This window comes from Gottfriedia acidiceleris, from assembly GCF_050457485.1.
Lineage (GTDB): Bacteria > Bacillota > Bacilli > Bacillales > Bacillaceae_G > Gottfriedia > Gottfriedia acidiceleris_D.
Genome location: NZ_JBCMJM010000020.1, coordinates 25,975 through 42,806, shown reverse-complemented (window position 1 = coordinate 42,806; position 16,832 = coordinate 25,975). Strand labels below are relative to the sequence as shown.

General features: G+C 30.7%; 19 protein-coding genes. 15 read left to right on the top strand and 4 right to left on the bottom strand.

The genetic code is table 11. The annotated features are described in order from the left end of the window. Positions 1-544: 544 nt before the first annotated feature. Entirely contained in the window at positions 545-1,066 is a 522-nt protein-coding gene (locus tag ABEY15_RS20690) for a cupin domain-containing protein (protein WP_429891954.1), read from the bottom strand. A 218-nt stretch (positions 1,067-1,284) separates the two neighbouring features. Here ABEY15_RS20690 and ABEY15_RS20685 point away from each other — a divergent pair, with 218 nt between their 5' ends. The 6 genes from ABEY15_RS20685 (at position 1,285) to ABEY15_RS20660 (ending at position 4,968) form a co-directional block, all read left to right on the top strand. Continuing rightward, positions 1,285-1,737, top strand: coding sequence for a hypothetical protein (locus tag ABEY15_RS20685; RefSeq protein WP_429891952.1), 453 nt, complete (start codon positions 1,285-1,287; stop codon positions 1,735-1,737). A 178-nt stretch (positions 1,738-1,915) separates the two neighbouring features. After that, positions 1,916-2,635: a YebC/PmpR family DNA-binding transcriptional regulator gene (locus tag ABEY15_RS20680; protein ID WP_429891951.1), complete on the top strand. Its 720-nt coding sequence runs from the start codon at positions 1,916-1,918 to the stop codon at positions 2,633-2,635. 164 nt (positions 2,636-2,799) lie between these two features. Further along, positions 2,800-3,006 carry a hypothetical protein gene (locus ABEY15_RS20675; RefSeq protein ID WP_429891950.1) on the top strand — a complete coding sequence of 69 codons (207 nt, stop codon included), beginning with the start codon at positions 2,800-2,802 and terminating at the stop codon, positions 3,004-3,006. A gap of 38 nt (positions 3,007-3,044) precedes the next feature. Continuing rightward, positions 3,045-3,596, top strand: a complete 552-nt coding sequence (locus ABEY15_RS20670) for a hypothetical protein (RefSeq protein ID WP_429891949.1) — start codon at positions 3,045-3,047, stop codon at positions 3,594-3,596. Between the two features lie 562 nt (positions 3,597-4,158). Continuing rightward, entirely contained in the window at positions 4,159-4,446 is a 288-nt protein-coding gene (locus ABEY15_RS20665; RefSeq protein WP_429891947.1) for a hypothetical protein, read from the top strand. Positions 4,447-4,506: 60 nt separating this feature from the next. Beyond that, complete coding sequence (locus ABEY15_RS20660) at positions 4,507-4,968, top strand: hypothetical protein (RefSeq protein ID WP_429891946.1); 462 nt, start codon at positions 4,507-4,509, stop codon at positions 4,966-4,968. A 238-nt stretch (positions 4,969-5,206) separates the two neighbouring features. On the opposite strand, the gene ABEY15_RS20655 is transcribed toward ABEY15_RS20660, so the two are convergent. After that, complete coding sequence (locus tag ABEY15_RS20655) at positions 5,207-5,704, bottom strand: hypothetical protein (RefSeq protein ID WP_429891945.1); 498 nt, start codon at positions 5,702-5,704, stop codon at positions 5,207-5,209. Positions 5,705-6,156: 452 nt separating this feature from the next. On the opposite strand from ABEY15_RS20655, the gene ABEY15_RS20650 reads away from it, so the two are divergent. From ABEY15_RS20650 to ABEY15_RS20635, 4 genes are all read left to right on the top strand, one after another. Next, the gene (locus ABEY15_RS20650) at positions 6,157-7,407 is read left to right on the top strand and encodes a helix-turn-helix domain-containing protein (protein ID WP_429891944.1); all 1,251 of its coding nucleotides are present in this window, start codon (positions 6,157-6,159) and stop codon (positions 7,405-7,407) included. A gap of 1 nt (position 7,408) precedes the next feature. After that, positions 7,409-7,672, top strand: coding sequence for a hypothetical protein (locus ABEY15_RS20645; protein ID WP_429891943.1), 264 nt, complete (start codon positions 7,409-7,411; stop codon positions 7,670-7,672). 61 nt (positions 7,673-7,733) lie between these two features. Then, entirely contained in the window at positions 7,734-8,303 is a 570-nt protein-coding gene (locus ABEY15_RS20640; RefSeq protein ID WP_429891942.1) for a nucleotidyltransferase domain-containing protein, read from the top strand. A gap of 23 nt (positions 8,304-8,326) precedes the next feature. After that, positions 8,327-8,830, top strand: coding sequence for a GNAT family N-acetyltransferase (locus ABEY15_RS20635; RefSeq protein WP_429891941.1), 504 nt, complete (start codon positions 8,327-8,329; stop codon positions 8,828-8,830). Between the two features lie 176 nt (positions 8,831-9,006). Here ABEY15_RS20635 and ABEY15_RS20630 read toward each other — a convergent pair whose 3' ends face one another. After that, positions 9,007-10,449: a flavin monoamine oxidase family protein gene (locus tag ABEY15_RS20630; RefSeq protein WP_429891940.1), complete on the bottom strand. Its 1,443-nt coding sequence runs from the start codon at positions 10,447-10,449 to the stop codon at positions 9,007-9,009. Positions 10,450-10,738: 289 nt separating this feature from the next. Between ABEY15_RS20630 and ABEY15_RS20625 the strand changes: the two genes are divergently transcribed. Both ABEY15_RS20625 and ABEY15_RS20620 read left to right on the top strand, forming a co-directional pair. Then, positions 10,739-11,458 carry a toast rack family protein gene (locus tag ABEY15_RS20625; RefSeq protein ID WP_429891939.1) on the top strand — a complete coding sequence of 240 codons (720 nt, stop codon included), beginning with the start codon at positions 10,739-10,741 and terminating at the stop codon, positions 11,456-11,458. A gap of 70 nt (positions 11,459-11,528) precedes the next feature. Further along, positions 11,529-12,374 carry a class I SAM-dependent methyltransferase gene (locus ABEY15_RS20620; RefSeq protein ID WP_429891938.1) on the top strand — a complete coding sequence of 282 codons (846 nt, stop codon included), beginning with the start codon at positions 11,529-11,531 and terminating at the stop codon, positions 12,372-12,374. 53 nt (positions 12,375-12,427) lie between these two features. Here the strand turns inward: ABEY15_RS20620 and ABEY15_RS20615 are convergent, their stop codons facing one another. Next, positions 12,428-12,760: a hypothetical protein gene (locus ABEY15_RS20615; RefSeq protein WP_429891937.1), complete on the bottom strand. Its 333-nt coding sequence runs from the start codon at positions 12,758-12,760 to the stop codon at positions 12,428-12,430. Between the two features lie 662 nt (positions 12,761-13,422). On the opposite strand from ABEY15_RS20615, the gene ABEY15_RS20610 reads away from it, so the two are divergent. From ABEY15_RS20610 to ABEY15_RS20600, 3 genes are all read left to right on the top strand, one after another. After that, the gene (locus ABEY15_RS20610) at positions 13,423-14,112 is read left to right on the top strand and encodes a response regulator transcription factor (RefSeq protein ID WP_098861482.1); all 690 of its coding nucleotides are present in this window, start codon (positions 13,423-13,425) and stop codon (positions 14,110-14,112) included. Then, positions 14,109-15,566, top strand: coding sequence for an ATP-binding protein (locus ABEY15_RS20605; protein WP_429891936.1), 1,458 nt, complete (start codon positions 14,109-14,111; stop codon positions 15,564-15,566). The genes ABEY15_RS20610 and ABEY15_RS20605 overlap by 4 nt, the downstream gene beginning before the upstream one ends. Before the next feature lie 88 nt (positions 15,567-15,654). Beyond that, a complete protein-coding gene (locus tag ABEY15_RS20600; protein ID WP_429891935.1) occupies positions 15,655-16,692 on the top strand; it encodes a hypothetical protein in 1,038 nt (345 codons plus the stop codon). Positions 16,693-16,832: the final 140 nt, after the last annotated feature.

Below are 16,832 nucleotides of genomic sequence, written 5' to 3'. Positions count from 1 at the left end.
GATACCTTAACTCTGAGTTAGTTGTTTCATTAATCTATTCCCCCAAAAAAAGAAAGTGAGCTATAAGCTCACTTTCTTTCACGCTGTTGAAAAACAACCTTGTCAATTAAATTACCAAATTCTCGTAAAAGGAGTAGAGTGATGNNCGGGGTCTCAGCCTTCCCGCTTATCCCATAGGAGTCGAGCACCCCTCCGTTCCAATCAACTTATTCATTGAAAAAAGTCTGCAATAAACCCTAATCAAATAGCCTTTACTTAGAGTAACTTAACTGTTGTATTTTAATCAGCTTGTATGTCAATTAATTTCGAACTTTAATTAAACTAATCAATTGAATTTGTTTTTCTAAAAATTAGCTCATAATATTTTTAACTTCTGAAAAAATCATTACTAGTGATTATTGGAATCATGAAATTGCTGAAAATATTAATATTTAAATTCATTAATAAATCATCCAAAAAATGATCATTTCATCATAAATAGGTTCATTTAATGTCCGCTTTTCCAATTGAACATTTTATATTTCAACACTTTCTTTATTTAAGCCTAATTAGGAAGTTCCTTATAAGCTAACTTATTAATAATCTCTTTATGCTCAGGGTAATTATTATGTAATTGCTCTTGGGTAAATAATTCAAAGTCTTTAAAATCAAATCCAGGTGAAACCATACAGCCTACTAATGAAAAAGTATTTTCTTCCATAACTGATGAACCGAAAATTGAATTTTTCGGTACTAAATATTGAGGAACTTCTCCATTCTCTAAATTAAGTCCTAATTTTATTTCTTCGTATTGACCATTCTCATGTATAACATGAACAGTTAATGAACTTCCTGCATGAAAATACCATAATTCGTCAGACTTTAATCTGTGAAAATGAGAAATATCATGTGATTGTAGCAAAAAATAGATACTAGTATAAAGCAATCTTTGATCATCATAATTTACCGTTAATTCACGATCAGATATTTGCTCCTTTGATTGATAGGTAGATTTATAATATCCCCCTTCTGGATGGGCTTCTAGTCCAAGTTTAGAGATCCAATATTCTGGATTATTGTTAAACATTTTATCAATCCTTTCTATTACTTCTCCCACAATATTATCTTAATTTTTGTTATTTCTATGAAAAATATGTTGAAATTATTTTATTTTAATAAGGTGAATAGATAAATTAGTTGATAGAACAATTTTTTAATAAAAGTACAGAATTTTCCCAATATACAATTTAATAGAAATAGATTACATTAAACTTATTAAATGAAAAAATATGGAGCGGAAGTTCGATGTTTAAAAAAGGGATCTTATATTTAGTGGCAATTTTTACGATTTCGATCATTATTAACCAAACTATTTTATCTAAAGATGAAAAACCGGAAGTTAAATTTGAGCTAGCTGATAAAACAATTCCCTATAAAATAGCAAATTATTCTTGGGGAAAATTATTAGATAAAGATAAATCAACAAATGTTACTTATAAAACTATTAAAGAAGAAGTAGCTATTCCAGCTTTCGAAGGAGAGCTTTTAAGGATTTATTTTTCGGAGCAACCCGAAAATGTTGAAATATTAGAGCATAGTGGGACTAAAAAATCTTATATTTATGACCAAAATTTAGATAATTATGGAAGTTACTCATTCCAACTTGGATCTAAAAAAGGGGAAAGAATCTATGAAGTAAAAGGTATTTGGAAGGGGAATAACTATTTTACTTATTTGATAAAAGTAAAGGTTATATGAAAATAAAAGCATTACTTCAAAACAAGAAGTAATGTTTTTTATTTCCACTAATTTTTAGTAACGATTAATTTCGAAAAAAAGTATAAATGAGGTATAATATTAAATGGTAAATGTTTGGCGAAAGTCAAATACATAGTAAATTAATCGTAGATTTAAAGTTGAAAGAGAGTGGAACAAGATGGGTCGTAAATGGAATAATATTAAAGAGAAGAAAGCTTCAAAAGATGCGAATACTAGTCGTATTTATGCTAAGTTTGGACGTGAAATATATGTAGCAGCGAAGCAAGGTGAGCCGGATCCAGAATCAAACCAAGCTTTAAAAGTTGTACTAGAGCGTGCAAAAACTTATAGTGTACCGAAACATATTGTTGATCGTGCGATTGAAAAAGCAAAAGGTGGTTCTGAAGAAAGCTTTGATGAGCTTCGTTACGAAGGTTTCGGACCAAATGGATCAATGGTAATTGTTGACGCGCTTACTAATAACGTAAACCGTACAGCTGCAGAGGTTCGTGCTGCATTTAGTAAAAACGGTGGTAACCTTGGGGTAACAGGTTCAGTATCATATATGTTCGATGCAACGGCTGTAATTGGACTTGAAGGTAAAACTTCTGATGAAGTTCTTGAAATCTTAATGGAAGCAGATGTTGATGTCCGTGATATTTTAGAAGAAGAAGACGCTGTTATTGTTTACGCTGATCAAGACCAATTCTATGCAATACAAGAAGCGTTTAAAAACGTAGGTATTACGGAGTTTACAGTAGCTGAATTAACAATGTTAGCGCAAAATGATATAACTCTTCCAGAAGATGGACTTGCAAAGTTCGAAAAAATGTTAGACGTTCTTGAAGATATAGAAGATGTTCAACGTGTTTACCACAATGTGGACTTAGAAGGTTAAGCTATCAAAACATTTATTTATCAACGTTTCTGATGACTTAACTAATCAAAAGTTGAGCAAAAACCTGTTTAATTAAGATGTTCGTGACAACTTAAACCATAGTCAGTTAAGATAAACGCTTTTTTGTGATTGAATTGAAATTCAATTGCAGAGGAGCGTTTTTTATGTTGCTTTCGGAACTGCTTAAGGAATTTATGTTTCATGCTCAGATTAAAGGTCACACACCAAGAACTTTAAAAACAAGAAAAACCAATTTAACGGCATTTAATAAGTTCATGGAAAATGACCCAGCCAGTCACGTTCGATTAATTTTATTCGTGGCTGGCAATTTTTTGTTTATCTTTACAGGAAATTTGCTTCCATTAAATTAATTATAATAATAATAATTATTTTAAAGGAGCAAATTGAAGTGAGTAAATATTTGAAAATTGGTTTATTGATTGTAAGTTTGATAGCTGTTTCATTTGTATCTTGGAAAATTGTTAAAATTGTTACTTTAAAAAAGGAGTACCATGTAGCAAATATAAAATATGAAAATGAAAAAATTCCTCCAGTTACAAAAGAAGGAGCAGACATTGCAAGGACACACGATATATTAAATAATTTAACCGGCTGGCTAAACTATCAACAATTTCAAAATCCAGATTCTCCAGTTTGGGAAGATAAAAAATCTGAATTGGGATTCGTGCCTACATATCTTGAAAAATTGTTAAGCAAAACAGATAAAAATAGCGATTTGTACGATGATTTAGATTTAGCAAATAAGCTAATCAAATTAGCGATTGATAAAAAAGATGTTAAAGCGTTGTTGTATACTCATCGAATAATGCACGATTTAGACAATAAAATTAATTATTCGCAAGGTAAAATCGTTGTATTCAACAGTGCAAAAGCTGGTAATGGCAATGCTGAAAGAGTTGATAATTATATTGATTATTTAAATAAACATCAAGAGAAGTAGCATTTTTGCTACTCTTTTTTTTATGAGAATACACAGATTTAAGATAAATTCTGCATATCAAATCCTCCAACAAGTCTCATTCAAATACATATTTTCTATCTCATTTCTACATCTTAAATATACATTCATACGATGGAAAGTATATACAATCTGTATATTTAATTAAGATAATCACAAATTTAATATTGATTTATGTCAGCGCTCAGCTTATGATAAATGTAGCAATTTAATCATAAAAAATGTGCTTACAGACGCTGGTATATCAACGTTTGTCACGAAATAACAGAAGATGTTCAACGTGTCTATCACAATGTAGATTTAGGTGAATAGGAACTTAGCAACAATAAACAAAATTAATTAAGATAAACGCGTCATATAGATGAATTAATTTTCATCTATATGAACGCGTTTTTTGTTTTTTGAATTATGCATTTGCTCATAGAATTTCTATGATCCAAAAGTGGAAGACAGGAAAATAAGAATAGTACAGAGAATAGTATTGTTAGACAAGATTTGCTAAAGAATTTCGAATATTATATTCAATTTAAGGAGATCTATACATATGGATAAAGTATTAAAAAACGGGTACAAAGCATTAAAGTACGCGGCTCTTAGAATTGGTGTATTTTTGTTAGTTTTAGCAACTCCAGTAGGTATTTTAGTGAGCTTTAATGCTAATGCTGACGAGCGACAAGACCAAGAAATAAATTATTATGAACAATCCGTTGGTGAAAAAGGATTGAAGTTAGAAGAGCAACGAAGAGATGCAGTTATTCAAATTAAAAATAGCTCAACAGGCTTTGAAACCAAAGTTAGCTGTGACGCTGACTCAAACTCGGTATGTGAATAAAATTATACTTAGATTTGAGGTAATACATATTTTTGATTTTATTATATGGAGGAGTAAATAATGGAAGAGACGATTAAACAAAATAGCTTCACACATAGGGAGCTTGCTGCTTCATGTTTTAATAAAGTGTGGGATCTACTTGAATTAGAAAATAGATCTCAAAGTGAAACAGAAGAAATGGTCCATTTATGTCATAGCTCTTTTTGGCATTGGACAAAAGTAGAGAGCCATACACCAAGAAATATTTCGATTGGATATTGGCAATTATCACGGGTCTATGCTGTTGTAGGGCAAGGAGAAACGGCTTTAGATTACGCAAAAAAATGTGTTAAGATTAGTTTAGAAGCAGAGGTAGAGCCGTTTTACATAGCATATGCATATGAGGCTTTATCAAGAGCGTATGCAAAACTAAATCAGTCTACTGAAAGCTTAGCTGCTAAAACTAAAGCGTATGAATATGTAAAAGAAGTAAAGTTTGAAGAAAGTAAAGATATGTTGCTGAAAGATTTAGATACAATTTAATCAGTTTTGTTTTAGTAATTAGGCAAATTGATTTGGGGAAAGAAACTACAGATGACTTAAAAAGGAGATCTCAAAGTCAGAGTACTTTTGAGACCTCCTTTTTTGTATAAATTTTTTGAAGAAAATGCATAGATTAAGGCAGGAAAAAAAGATTAAATACATAAAAAAACTACAAGGAAAATTTTCACCTAGTGGGCTTTCTTCATTTATCAAGGTCTTTATTGAGAACGTATCTTTATTAAATAACTCTTAAATCATAAATACTTGAAATGACCCATTTATTTTTTATTTTAACAAGATCCATTGTTACATTACATAAATTTCTACCGTTTTTATATTTTCCTTCAGGCTTTATCCCGTCAACAAATGTTATTTCGTATTTTATATGTACGGTAGTTTTATGATCTTTCTTATTTAAATGAATGACAGATAAATTATCACCGATGAATTTTGCATCAATTACGTTAGACATTATCTTAGTAAAGTAGTAAGAGTGATTGCTGATTTTTAATGAATCTACTACAACAGAGTTATAAATCTCAACATCTTTCCACTTTAAAGCTGTAATGTAGTTTCTTACAGAATTTTGAACATTTTGTTCAATTATGAATTCTGTAGACGCTTCATCGTCCAATCTCTTCTGTTTTTCTTTTTCAATAGATAGTTTTAATGTTAATATAATAATGATGGATATTCCAATAATTACCAAATATAAAGTGAGTGGTTTTTTTGTCATATAGGACCTCTACGAGTATAAATTAATTTGGAAGATTACTAGCTTGAATTTATTAAATTACTTGGTGGCTTGAAAACTAGAAACTATATTTAAATTATTTATAAAAATAAAAATGGTTTTAATCAAAAAAATCGCAAGATGTAATGATTACATCTTGCTTTAAAACTGGTTATTAAATGGGGGTGCATTTAAAAAATACTAATGAAGTTATTAGTCGTTAGTATCGTTTAATTGCTTGTACTAAAATCATACCATTCTGTTTGACTTTTTTGTATTGGGAAAATTTTTTGAATATAATTTGTCTGAAAAAAATCGAAAAAGTATATTAATGTGTCGGAAAATCTAATAAAATTTAATTATTAAGAGAAAATTAAAAATATTAATATAAGAAATTAATAGTTTCTAGTCAAATAAATATCTATTTTAAATAAAGGTGAACAGGAGATTTTATTATGGATTATGCTATGATGATCTTTCATCATCGAAAAAAATTAGGATGGACCCAGGAGAAATTATGTGAAGGAATATGCTCTGTTTCGCATTTAAGTAAAATTGAAAATGGTACAAAAGAGGCTGGTATAGAAACGATTGAATTGCTTTTAAAAAAGATGCGAGTTGAAATAGATGAAAATGATAGTATAGATGAAGTGACTGGTCAACTTAAACGATTATGGAATTCAATCGAACGAGCTGACTATGATTCTAGTAAAATACTGTTTGAAGAATTGATTGGTAAAGAGGAAAGTATAAATTATACTAATATATCAAATGATTTTTGTATTACAATTTGGAGATATTATATTTTTGTTGAAGATCTTAAAATGGCAAAGAAAAAATGGAGACAACTTGAGGCAAAAAAGAAGAAATTTTCCCAATATGAAACGATAAAATATTTGTTTACACTATCAATATATTACATAAAAGAAAAAAGATATAATGACTCTCTTCTAGTAATGGATGAAGTACAAGAAATTACGCCAAACCTCGAGATAGATTTCCAGGAATATTGCTTCTATAGAGCATTAGTATATAGCTTTATTAATCAGACTTCCTTATCGATGTATTTTTGTAATAAAGCAATTCCTATTTTTCTACAAAATAATAATATTAAACGGATCCTTGATGCAAAAATGTTACTTTCACTTCAATTAATTAAGAGCAAGTTGTTAGATCGAGCCGAGCAATTTCTAATTGAAATACTAGATTCTTCTGTCATATTAAGTGATAAAACAATACATATGAGTGCTTTACATAATTTAGGCTATTTATACTATCATTCTAATCAACATAAGAAAGCAATTAAATATTATCAAGAATATTTATCTAATATTCAAGAGGACACAGAAGAGTATTTTTTGGTCATTTCAAACATCGCGAATAATATGATGATCATAAATGATTACGAGACGGCTACTAAGTTGTTATGTAAGAATCTCTCTAAAATAAAGGATAAAAGTAGTGCATCCTATATTCGAATGAAGGTTTTATTACTAGAAGCAAAAAAGGACGAAGCAAATTTAGTTACATATTTACGTGAAGTTGGCTTGCCATTATGGGCTCAAACCAATGATCATGAAAAATTAATCAAATACTATGATGCTGTTACAGAATACTATGAAAAACATGAATCGTTAGAAAAACAAAACATGTTATACAAAGAATACAATAGCACTCTATTAAAAATTATCGAAAGCAGGAAATAACATGATGAAAAGACTATTCAACATTATAACAATATTGTGTTTGTTCACTGTACTATCTATTAATTACGGTCCTAATTTAGTTTCTGATGGTTCGGAGACCTCAATTGTTTCAGATGATTCAGGAACACAACTTTATTCGGATGAAATTGATCAAAGTGAGTCTACAGGTGATGAGTTTCGACCATATGATCGATCAAATCGTTCATATGCAGATGAACCAATTCATCCTAAGGTAGAAAAACTATTATTTATTAGAACTAAATAAATCCATATAAAAGTATCATACATTTTGTGTGGTACTTTTTTAATTAGGAGGCAGGAAAGCGATGTCTTTTGAACAATGTAATAAAGTTTATAAACGAATGAAGGATTTTAATAAAGGATGGTATATAGCTGGTGGATGGGCAATTGACCTTTTCTTAAAAAAACAAACGCGAAATCACCATGATATTGAAATAGCCATTGGGCGTAAGGATCAACTATATCTTAAAGAATATTTACATGACTGGACGTTTAATAAAGTTATTAAAGGGGAGTTATCAACTTGGGAGAATGAATATTTAGAACTACCTATTCATGAATTACATTGCAAAAATGATAAGACAAAAGAAGAATTAGAAGTTTTATTAAATGAAATCGAGTTAAATGATTGGAAGTTTAGAAGAGATAAATCGATTACTTGTAAGCTTGACACATTGTATCGTGTTACAAATGAAGGGATTCCTTACTTGAATCCAGAAATAGTGCTTTTATATAAGGTTAGAAATACAAGAGAAAAGGATCATCAGGATTTTAAAAACGTGAAAGATTATTTGACCTTTCACAAAAAAGCATGGTTACGTGAAGCAATTTTGATACATCATCCTAATCATGAATGGCTTGAAGATTTAAAATAAAAAAGTTGTAGGAGTGAGCATAGATGGAAGTATTGATTAGACCAGTTGAAATAAATGATGCTAAGGCACTTCATCGTATATGTACCCAAGAAAATGTTTTTCCATATATGATATTTCTACCTAGTATGCGTATAGACATGATGGAAAATAGAATTAGAAACTTACAAGCAAACGAATTTGAATTTGTCGCAGAATGTAATGGAGATGTAGTAGGGTTAGTTGGTTTAGTGCAAAGAACAGGTCGCAGGTCTCATGTAGGAGATTTATTTATCGCAACTGATGGAAATCATCATAATAAAGGAATTGGAAAAGCTTTGCTTACGAAAGTATTAGATTTGGCAGATCATTGGTTAATGCTAGAAAGAGTAGAGCTTGGAGTATTGGAGACAAATCCTAAGGCACAAACGTTATATGAAAAGTTTGGGTTTAAAGTTGAAGGTGTTAAAAGAGGGAATATAAAAGCTAATGGCCGATTTGTTGATGAAATTATGATGTCCCGATTTAGGCCAGGTGGTATTATTCAATAATAAAAGCTAGTAATTGTTGAAGTCAGGTTTCATTTGGGCAAGTTTGAACAGACCTTAAACAAAACGTTCGGTATAATCCAATTCATTCGATGAGTGAAAAGTAAAAATGAAAAATATTTGTTAGAATAAAATCGGACCGGGCAGTGATTACCCGGTCTCTCTTACTTTTAAGTAGTTTAGTAAATGCTATTCACTTCATTGGCAGCCCGTATACCAGATTCAATAGCACCTTGAATCCAAGCATGGGACCGGGAAGTATGTTCACCTGCAAAGTGTAATCTACCTTCAGGAGAAGAAATATAAGAATTCAGTTCTTCCTCTTGCCCCGGTTCAAAAAATGTAAAGGCACCAACAGAAAATGGATTTTGACTCCAGCTAAAGGACGTTCCATTTACAAATTCAGAATAAACTTGGTTTCCCCAAATCTTAGACAAGTCCCGTAAAGCATAATGAATGCGCTCTTCTTCAGTTAAGGCGCTCAATGTTAGCGCCTCATCTGCCCACGTATAGCTTGCCTTTACAACAGCTGGACCTGAGGTGCCAATTCCAGTACTAGGATAGAGTGAAAGTCTGGTAGGCAAATCGGTTGTAGACATACCACCGAATTGACCATATTTCTCCCAAAATCTACTTTTAAATTCAATTCCAATTTTTGTTGCTGACATGTAGTTTATTTCGCGAATTGCTTTTCGCTTGTAATAAGAAATCGAATAGAATGGTTCAATTTCCACAAATCTTAAGAGTGAAAATGGTATAGCAATGATGGCAAGATCTGCGTTCATAATGTATTGGTTTGCAGTTTTATTGTCAGTTGTTTGGATTGTTATGGAATTACCATTTTGAATAATTTTAGTCAGTTTTTGATTTAATAGTATATTATCCTTTAATTGAGGAATAAACGCTTTTGGTAATAGGTCCATTCCTCCTGTTATTTCATAAAATTTCGTTGCAGATTTAAAAGTGACCTGTTCCCTTAATACTTCTAAAAAGGACATTCCCATAAATGCTTCAAAATCAAGGAGCACCCCAATCATATCAACTGCACCAATTGAAAAGTACGAATTTAAAAAAGAACCAAAAGAAATATTACCATACCTCTTTTCGACTATTTCCCAATTAGTTAATGGATTTTGAGTAATAAAATTGATAAATGGCTGCAATGCTTGATCCAATAATACATCTGAAGTTTTTCCTTTTTCGTTTGGTGCTACAGGATAATTTAAAATGTCGGGATTGCTTTTATAGTTAGCTTGATTCGTTTTTATTCCATTTGCATAAATAATATCGTTTGGCGTTTCATTAATAAATTCATTTACTGGCAATTTGAATTTTCTAATATACTCTAAAGTTAAATGATGGACATTTGGGATTCGTAATGGACCAGCATTTAAATATAACCCATCACTAAACGGGGGACGCAAAGTATAAGCACGACCTCCAATTCGATCATTTGCCTCAATAATTGTGATGTGGTGTCCTGCATCCTTTAATAATGAAGCTGCAGTCAAACCGGCCATGCCAGCGCCTACAATAATTACTTTTTTTGAGGATTCAGTTTTTCTAAGGCCGTTTTGTATGATTGAAATCATTTGATCAGTTGTTAGTGGAGAACTTGTCATATATTCTCCTCCTTTACAATTCCTTCATTACATTTTATTCGCATTCAAGAAAACGTATGTAATTGATTTGAATTTGAAGGAATGATTAATTTTAGCTGGTATTATTAATCTTTTTATTAACAATTAAAGGAGAATGCTGTGAAAAAATCTAATAATTATTAATGGATAACTCGTACTTTATTTACTTTCATACTTTGGTCGTAGACGGATTGATACTGCAGGATGTTATCTAGATTTTTTAATTTCCATAAAATGTGATTATTAGAAGTTTTTAATTGGAGGTTAAAAAATGAAAAAATTTATTATTTCTGCTTTATTAATGATTACCTCGGTATTCGTTCTGGCAAGTTGCTCAATTTTTAACAATGAAAAGGTAAAAGAAGAAACTGTTTCTATTCATAAAGATCAAGCTAAAAAGTTAGATGTTAGTTTAGATTTAGGTGCCGGAGTCATGAACGTTTCAAAAGGTACAAAAAATTGGATAGACGGAACGATCGAATATAACAATAAATATTTTAATCCAGATGTATCATATAAGCTTAAAGATTCCACAGGAGAAGTAAGAATTGACCAATCTAAAAAGCATTTTCCAAAAGTGAAAATTGGTAAATTAAAGAATGAATGGAATTTGAAAATTTCGAATAAACTTCCGATTGATTTAGATGTTAATACAGGCGCATCAAAAACAAATCTTGATTTACGTGGACTGAATTTAAATGATTTAGAAATCGAGGCTGGAGTCGGGGAACTTAATGTTAATTTAGGTGGAAGCTGGAATAAAAGCTTCGAAGCAAATATTGAAACAGGGGTTGGAAAAACGACCATCGTGTTACCTTCTGATGTGGGTGTAAAGATCAATTTAAGTAAGGGGATTGGCAAGGCAAATGTAGTCGATTTAATTTCGAAAGGAAATGGTGTTTATGTTAATGAAGCGTACGAAAACGCTGATGTTAAATTAACAATAAATGTGGATTTAGGTGTAGGAGAGGTAAACTTTAAATTAGATTAATAAAAAAAATCAATTTGAAAGTAGTAGAAAAATAGTTTCATAAAAACTTTTATCGCTAAGGAGGAATTCAATGCTAAAAAATGCAGTTGAATCAGTTATTGATTGTATGGCATCAGGTAAGGGGATGTCTGATATACAAAGAATTCAAACAGAACATCGTTTTAAATTAGTTGAGTTTTGGAATATAGAAAAGGGTAGTAAAGTATTAGAAATAGGCTGTGGTCAAGGAGATACGACTGCCGTTTTAGCATATATTGTCGGTGAAAATGGATTTGTTCATGGAATCGATATTGGCCCAAGAACATACGGAAGTCCAATTTCATTAGGAGATTCAGCAGACTTTCTATTACAATCGAATTTAGGTAAACAATTAAAGATGGATTTTGAAGTTGACATATTATCACCAACTGTTGATTTTTATGAAAATGAGTTTGATTATATTGTGATGTCTCACTGTTCCTGGTATTTAAAATCACATGAAGAATTTATTGCTGTCTTAAAAAAGATTAAAAAATGGGGTAAAAAATTATGCTTTGCCGAATGGGATACAAGAATTAGCTCAATTGAGCAATACCCACATTTATTATCTATTTTAATTCAAGCTCAATATGAGTCATTAAAACAAAATAGTGAATCAAACATTCGCACCCTTTTTACTCCGAATGATATAAAAAATATTTGTGAAGTTTCAGGATGGAATATAATGAATGAAACATCTATATTCTCTCCAAAATTACAGGATGGTAGATGGGAAGTTAATAAGGCGTTAGACGATTTCGAAAGTGAACTTAATAATATTGAGAATATGCCTAGTAAATTAAATGGATTGATTCGATCAGAAGTAAAAATGCTAGAAGAGTCTATTACTTCTAATGAAATCAAACCCTTATCGATATATGCAATTTTAGCAGAATAAAACTTCAAATCTAACATGAAAAAGCATCTATTATACTAGATGCTTTTTTTTATTTATTGAGGATGATAATTTCTTTGATAAATATATGGATAGCTTGGGTAGTAATATGGAAATAAGTATATTGATACAACGGAAGAAAGTGGGACAGTGACCTTTTTATACATTCGGTATCTAGGACTAAAAGTTTCGCCACCACTTTGACTTACTTCAAAAAAACGTGACTCTGGTGCAGCAAGGTCTTCTAGAACAAGTAAGTTCGCACTATTCGAGTCGTTATCTAATAGAATCCCTTCTAATAAAGCTCTTTCAGAAGTTTGAAATACTACATGGCAGTATTTATATTTTTTACATTTATCTTGTATATTTCGAATATGGTAACTTTCCATGGAATCCCGTTGCCATTAATCTATAATATCTATAAATTCATGTTTGCTTCCCTGTTCTACGTGTCCAATTTTGCCGAAGCTACTCTCGTTTGGTTTAACACTCCAAGGGCGTAAATTCGGATACAACGAATCCTACATAGTGGAGTGATCGTTTACGTGATCATTCTCAACTTTTTTATTCATTGACTTGGTTTTCGTCTGTTATTATGCCTACTCACTATCATGGTTCTACCCAATGCCGATGCCACTTTCGCGAGCATCCTAGATTCACAGTAGGTAAAATAATTATATCATGAATTTATGGTTTGGTAGCAAACAATTAGACAACGTTACCTCCTTTCTAGTTATAAAATTTTAGTAGTTTTTTAAGGAATTTAGTTATTTGCTTTAGTTCCTACCTCCCTCCCATTTGTACTCATTACTAAATGTATGATGTCAGATAAAGGACTAGAATATTGTCCAAACTAATTAATGATAAGAACAAAGAATAAATAAAAGAACAAGATGTTTCCAAGATGTAAATTTTTTGCATTTATAGATAAAACGTTTAGTAATTCAGTACCGAGCCATCTATAATTTTTCTAAGGAAAATATTAATAATCCAAAAATATAGTTTAAGTAAATAAAAATAAAAATATAAATTATGAATTTAGGTGAGGTAATTGCAAGGAAAAGTATTAATTGTTGATGATGAAAAAAGTATTGTCGATCCATTAACTTACGCATTTCGTAGAGAAGGATTTATCGTAGAAAACGCATTTAATGGAAAAGAAGCATTAGATAAGATTCCAGATTTTAATCCAGATATTTTAATATCGGATATTATGATGCCTGTAATGAACGGCTTAGACTTATGTAAACAAATAGGAAATAAAGAAGGACTTGGTATTATTTTACTTACAGCTAAGGATGATATTATTGATCGGGTTTTAGGGTTAGAGTTTGGGGCCGATGATTATATAACAAAACCGTTTGATATTAGGGAATTACTTGCTAGAACTAGATCTTTACTTCGAAGATTAAAAAAACAATCAACACCCGATGAAAAAAAGAGTATTTCAATTAACAAGCTACAAGTAATCCCTGCTCAGAGAAAAGTGACAGTTGATGGTACAAATATAGAATTAACCCCTAAAGAATTCGACCTTCTTGTTTTATTAATTTCAAATATGGATCGAATTTTTAGCAGAGATGAATTATTAGATTTAGTGTGGGGAATGGAGTATATCGGTGGAACGAGAACTGTCGATATTCATATCCAACGTTTACGCAAAAAGCTCGGCAATTCTTATCAACATTTGATTCAAACTGTTTTTGGAGTCGGATATAAGATATCTAGTGAAAATAAATGAAACTGAGTATTAAAGTTAAGTCGAGCTTATTTTTAGCGATGTTATTAATCGGAACTGTCATTGTATTAAGTATATTAGTCTTACAAGGTATCAAACAAGACCAGCAAAAACAAACTGAAGAAACACTTGCTAGGCAAAGTAAATTAGCAAATGTATATGTAAAGCAAGTTTATTTAAGCCAAACATCAGAGAATCCTCAAGATTTTTTCAAACGATATGGTCGGGAAATTGCTAGACAGATCGGGATTATTAGTAGTCTTCATGTCACAATTTTTAATATGTCTGGAAAAGTTGTAGGAGATTCTCTTCCTTTAGAATCTACAAGAGATGTAGGAGATACCTTAAGTTATGCGCTAAAAGGTAAAATTGCATACCAGGAGAGCGGTGAAACATTATCTTATTTTGCTCCAATTTATAATGCTAATAATCAAATTGGGGTTGTCCAGTTCGATTATTTATTAATTAATAATCAGAAATTTTATGATAATACAATTAACCTGTTTATTAAAATAGGTTTAGTAACTACAATTCTTAGTTTTATCATAGGTTATTTCTTTTTTAATTCTCTTGTTATGAGTATTTTAAAACTTAGAAAAGTAACGGAGGAAATTCAATTAGGAAACTATCCAGACCGTTCTACTTTAAGTCGAAAAGATGAGTTGGGTTATTTAAGCCAAGCAATTTTCTACATGAGTAATGAAATTCAAAATAATATAAAAGGCATTCAACAAGAAAAAGAAAATCTGCAATTAGCTGTTGAAAAGCTTAAAGTTTTAGAAAAACAACAAAAGCAGTTTATTGGATCGATTACACATGAGTTTAAAACGCCACTGACTGTAATTAGGGCTTATATTGATTTATTAGACATGTATTCGGATGATCCAAAATTATTAGAAGAAGCAATAAGTAATATAGGAAAAGAATCACTTCGTCTTTACGATATGGTTGAAAAAATATTAAAGCTTGCAGAACTTGAGAAATATGACTTTGAAATTGTAAAAGAAAAAGTCGATGTTTATTCCCTTTTAGAAGATATCTGTTTAAGAATGAAAGGGAAAATGACTAAGTTTGGTTTATCGATCCGTACAAATTTTGAATATGCAACGATTCTTATTGATAAAGAAAGTTTTACATTAATCATTATGAATTTATTAGATAACGCTATTAAATATAATAAAACAAATGGTGAGATATACGTTTCGAATAGGATTGAAAATAACAGTTTAGTTATTAATATATCAGATACGGGTATTGGTATTTCGTCGGAATTAGTGGAAAAAATATTTGAACCATTTTTTACCGTAAATAAAGACCGTTCTCGTCAATCTGGAGGATCGGGTTTAGGGCTTGCTTTAACTAAGGATTTAATTGAAAAGCAAAATGGTACGATTCATGTTGAATCGAGAGAAGGTAGCGGATCAAATTTTATCATTACATTTCCCTTAGCGAAGTAAAAGTTTACAAATTGGAAACATGATATGGTAAAAATAGAAACATTCTAAACGTATCATAAAATTTGTACGAATGTAGGAAGGTGATGTGATGTTTAAAAAGTACATGATCAAAGTATTTTTTCTAGTTAGTACAATACTATTAATATCTGGATGTCAAAGTCAAAATGAAGATATAGTAATTGAAAAAAAACATAAAAAAATTACTGTATTAACAGAGAATGAAGAGGTTGTAACAAACGAGTTAGCTCTTGAGAAAATAGATCGTTATGAGGGTATTCGTGGGACGGATTGGTTGGATGATCATACAATTTTAACTGAGCAAAAAAATACGAAATTACCAAAATCAGTAATGACAGATAATGGTGATTATACTTATCACATTAATTTATTCTCATATAATCTAAACACAAACAAATCAAAAGTATTAGCAAGTGAGGAGCATGATCAAGTAGGTGCCGTTATTTCACCTGATAAAAAGCATATTTTCTATAAGCAAACAGAGGATGGAAATTCTGGTACAGGTTTTATTATAAATTCTGACGGAACTGGAAAGGTTAAAGTGTCAGAGCCTGATACCATTTATGCATTTGCGACAGAAGGACGATGGATCGACAATCAGACAATCATTTATTCAACAATATTTCAGCAAATGTATTCGGCTGGTTTAAATGGACAAGTAAAAAAGATTGATGCTAACTCTGATAAAGTTAATTTAATAAGAAAAAAATACAACGAGCAAAAAATTGAATGGGTTATTCCATCTCCAGATCAAAAGCAATTCGCTATTGTTAGAAAAATTGCAGCAACGAAAAGAGAGTTATTTATTACCGATGAAAATGGAAGGAAAACCGTATCTTTAGCTACTGGAACTCAAATTTTCGGTGCAGGTTGGTCGCCAAACTCCAAAACATTGGCTTTTTCCGTAATTTCGGAAGATAAGGGAGAAAGAGGATTATTCGTGATCGATGTCAAATCTAGAAAGATAACACAATTATCGACTGATTTAGACGAGATTGCTGGGCCAATTACTTGGAGTCCATCCGGTAAAAAAATATTGGTTTCTAAAGTGATGTTAAAAGAAAATCAAAATGAATTTGTGGCATATGTATTAACGTTGAAAAATTAAGAAACAAAATAGTTTCTTCTATAGAAAGTGAGGGGAAAGCTCACTTTCTCTTTTTTCACTTTAAGTAAGTATAAATTGGAAGCGAGGAGTCATACTCCACGTGGTAACCAATTTTAGGAAAAAAGTATAAGTGCAACTAC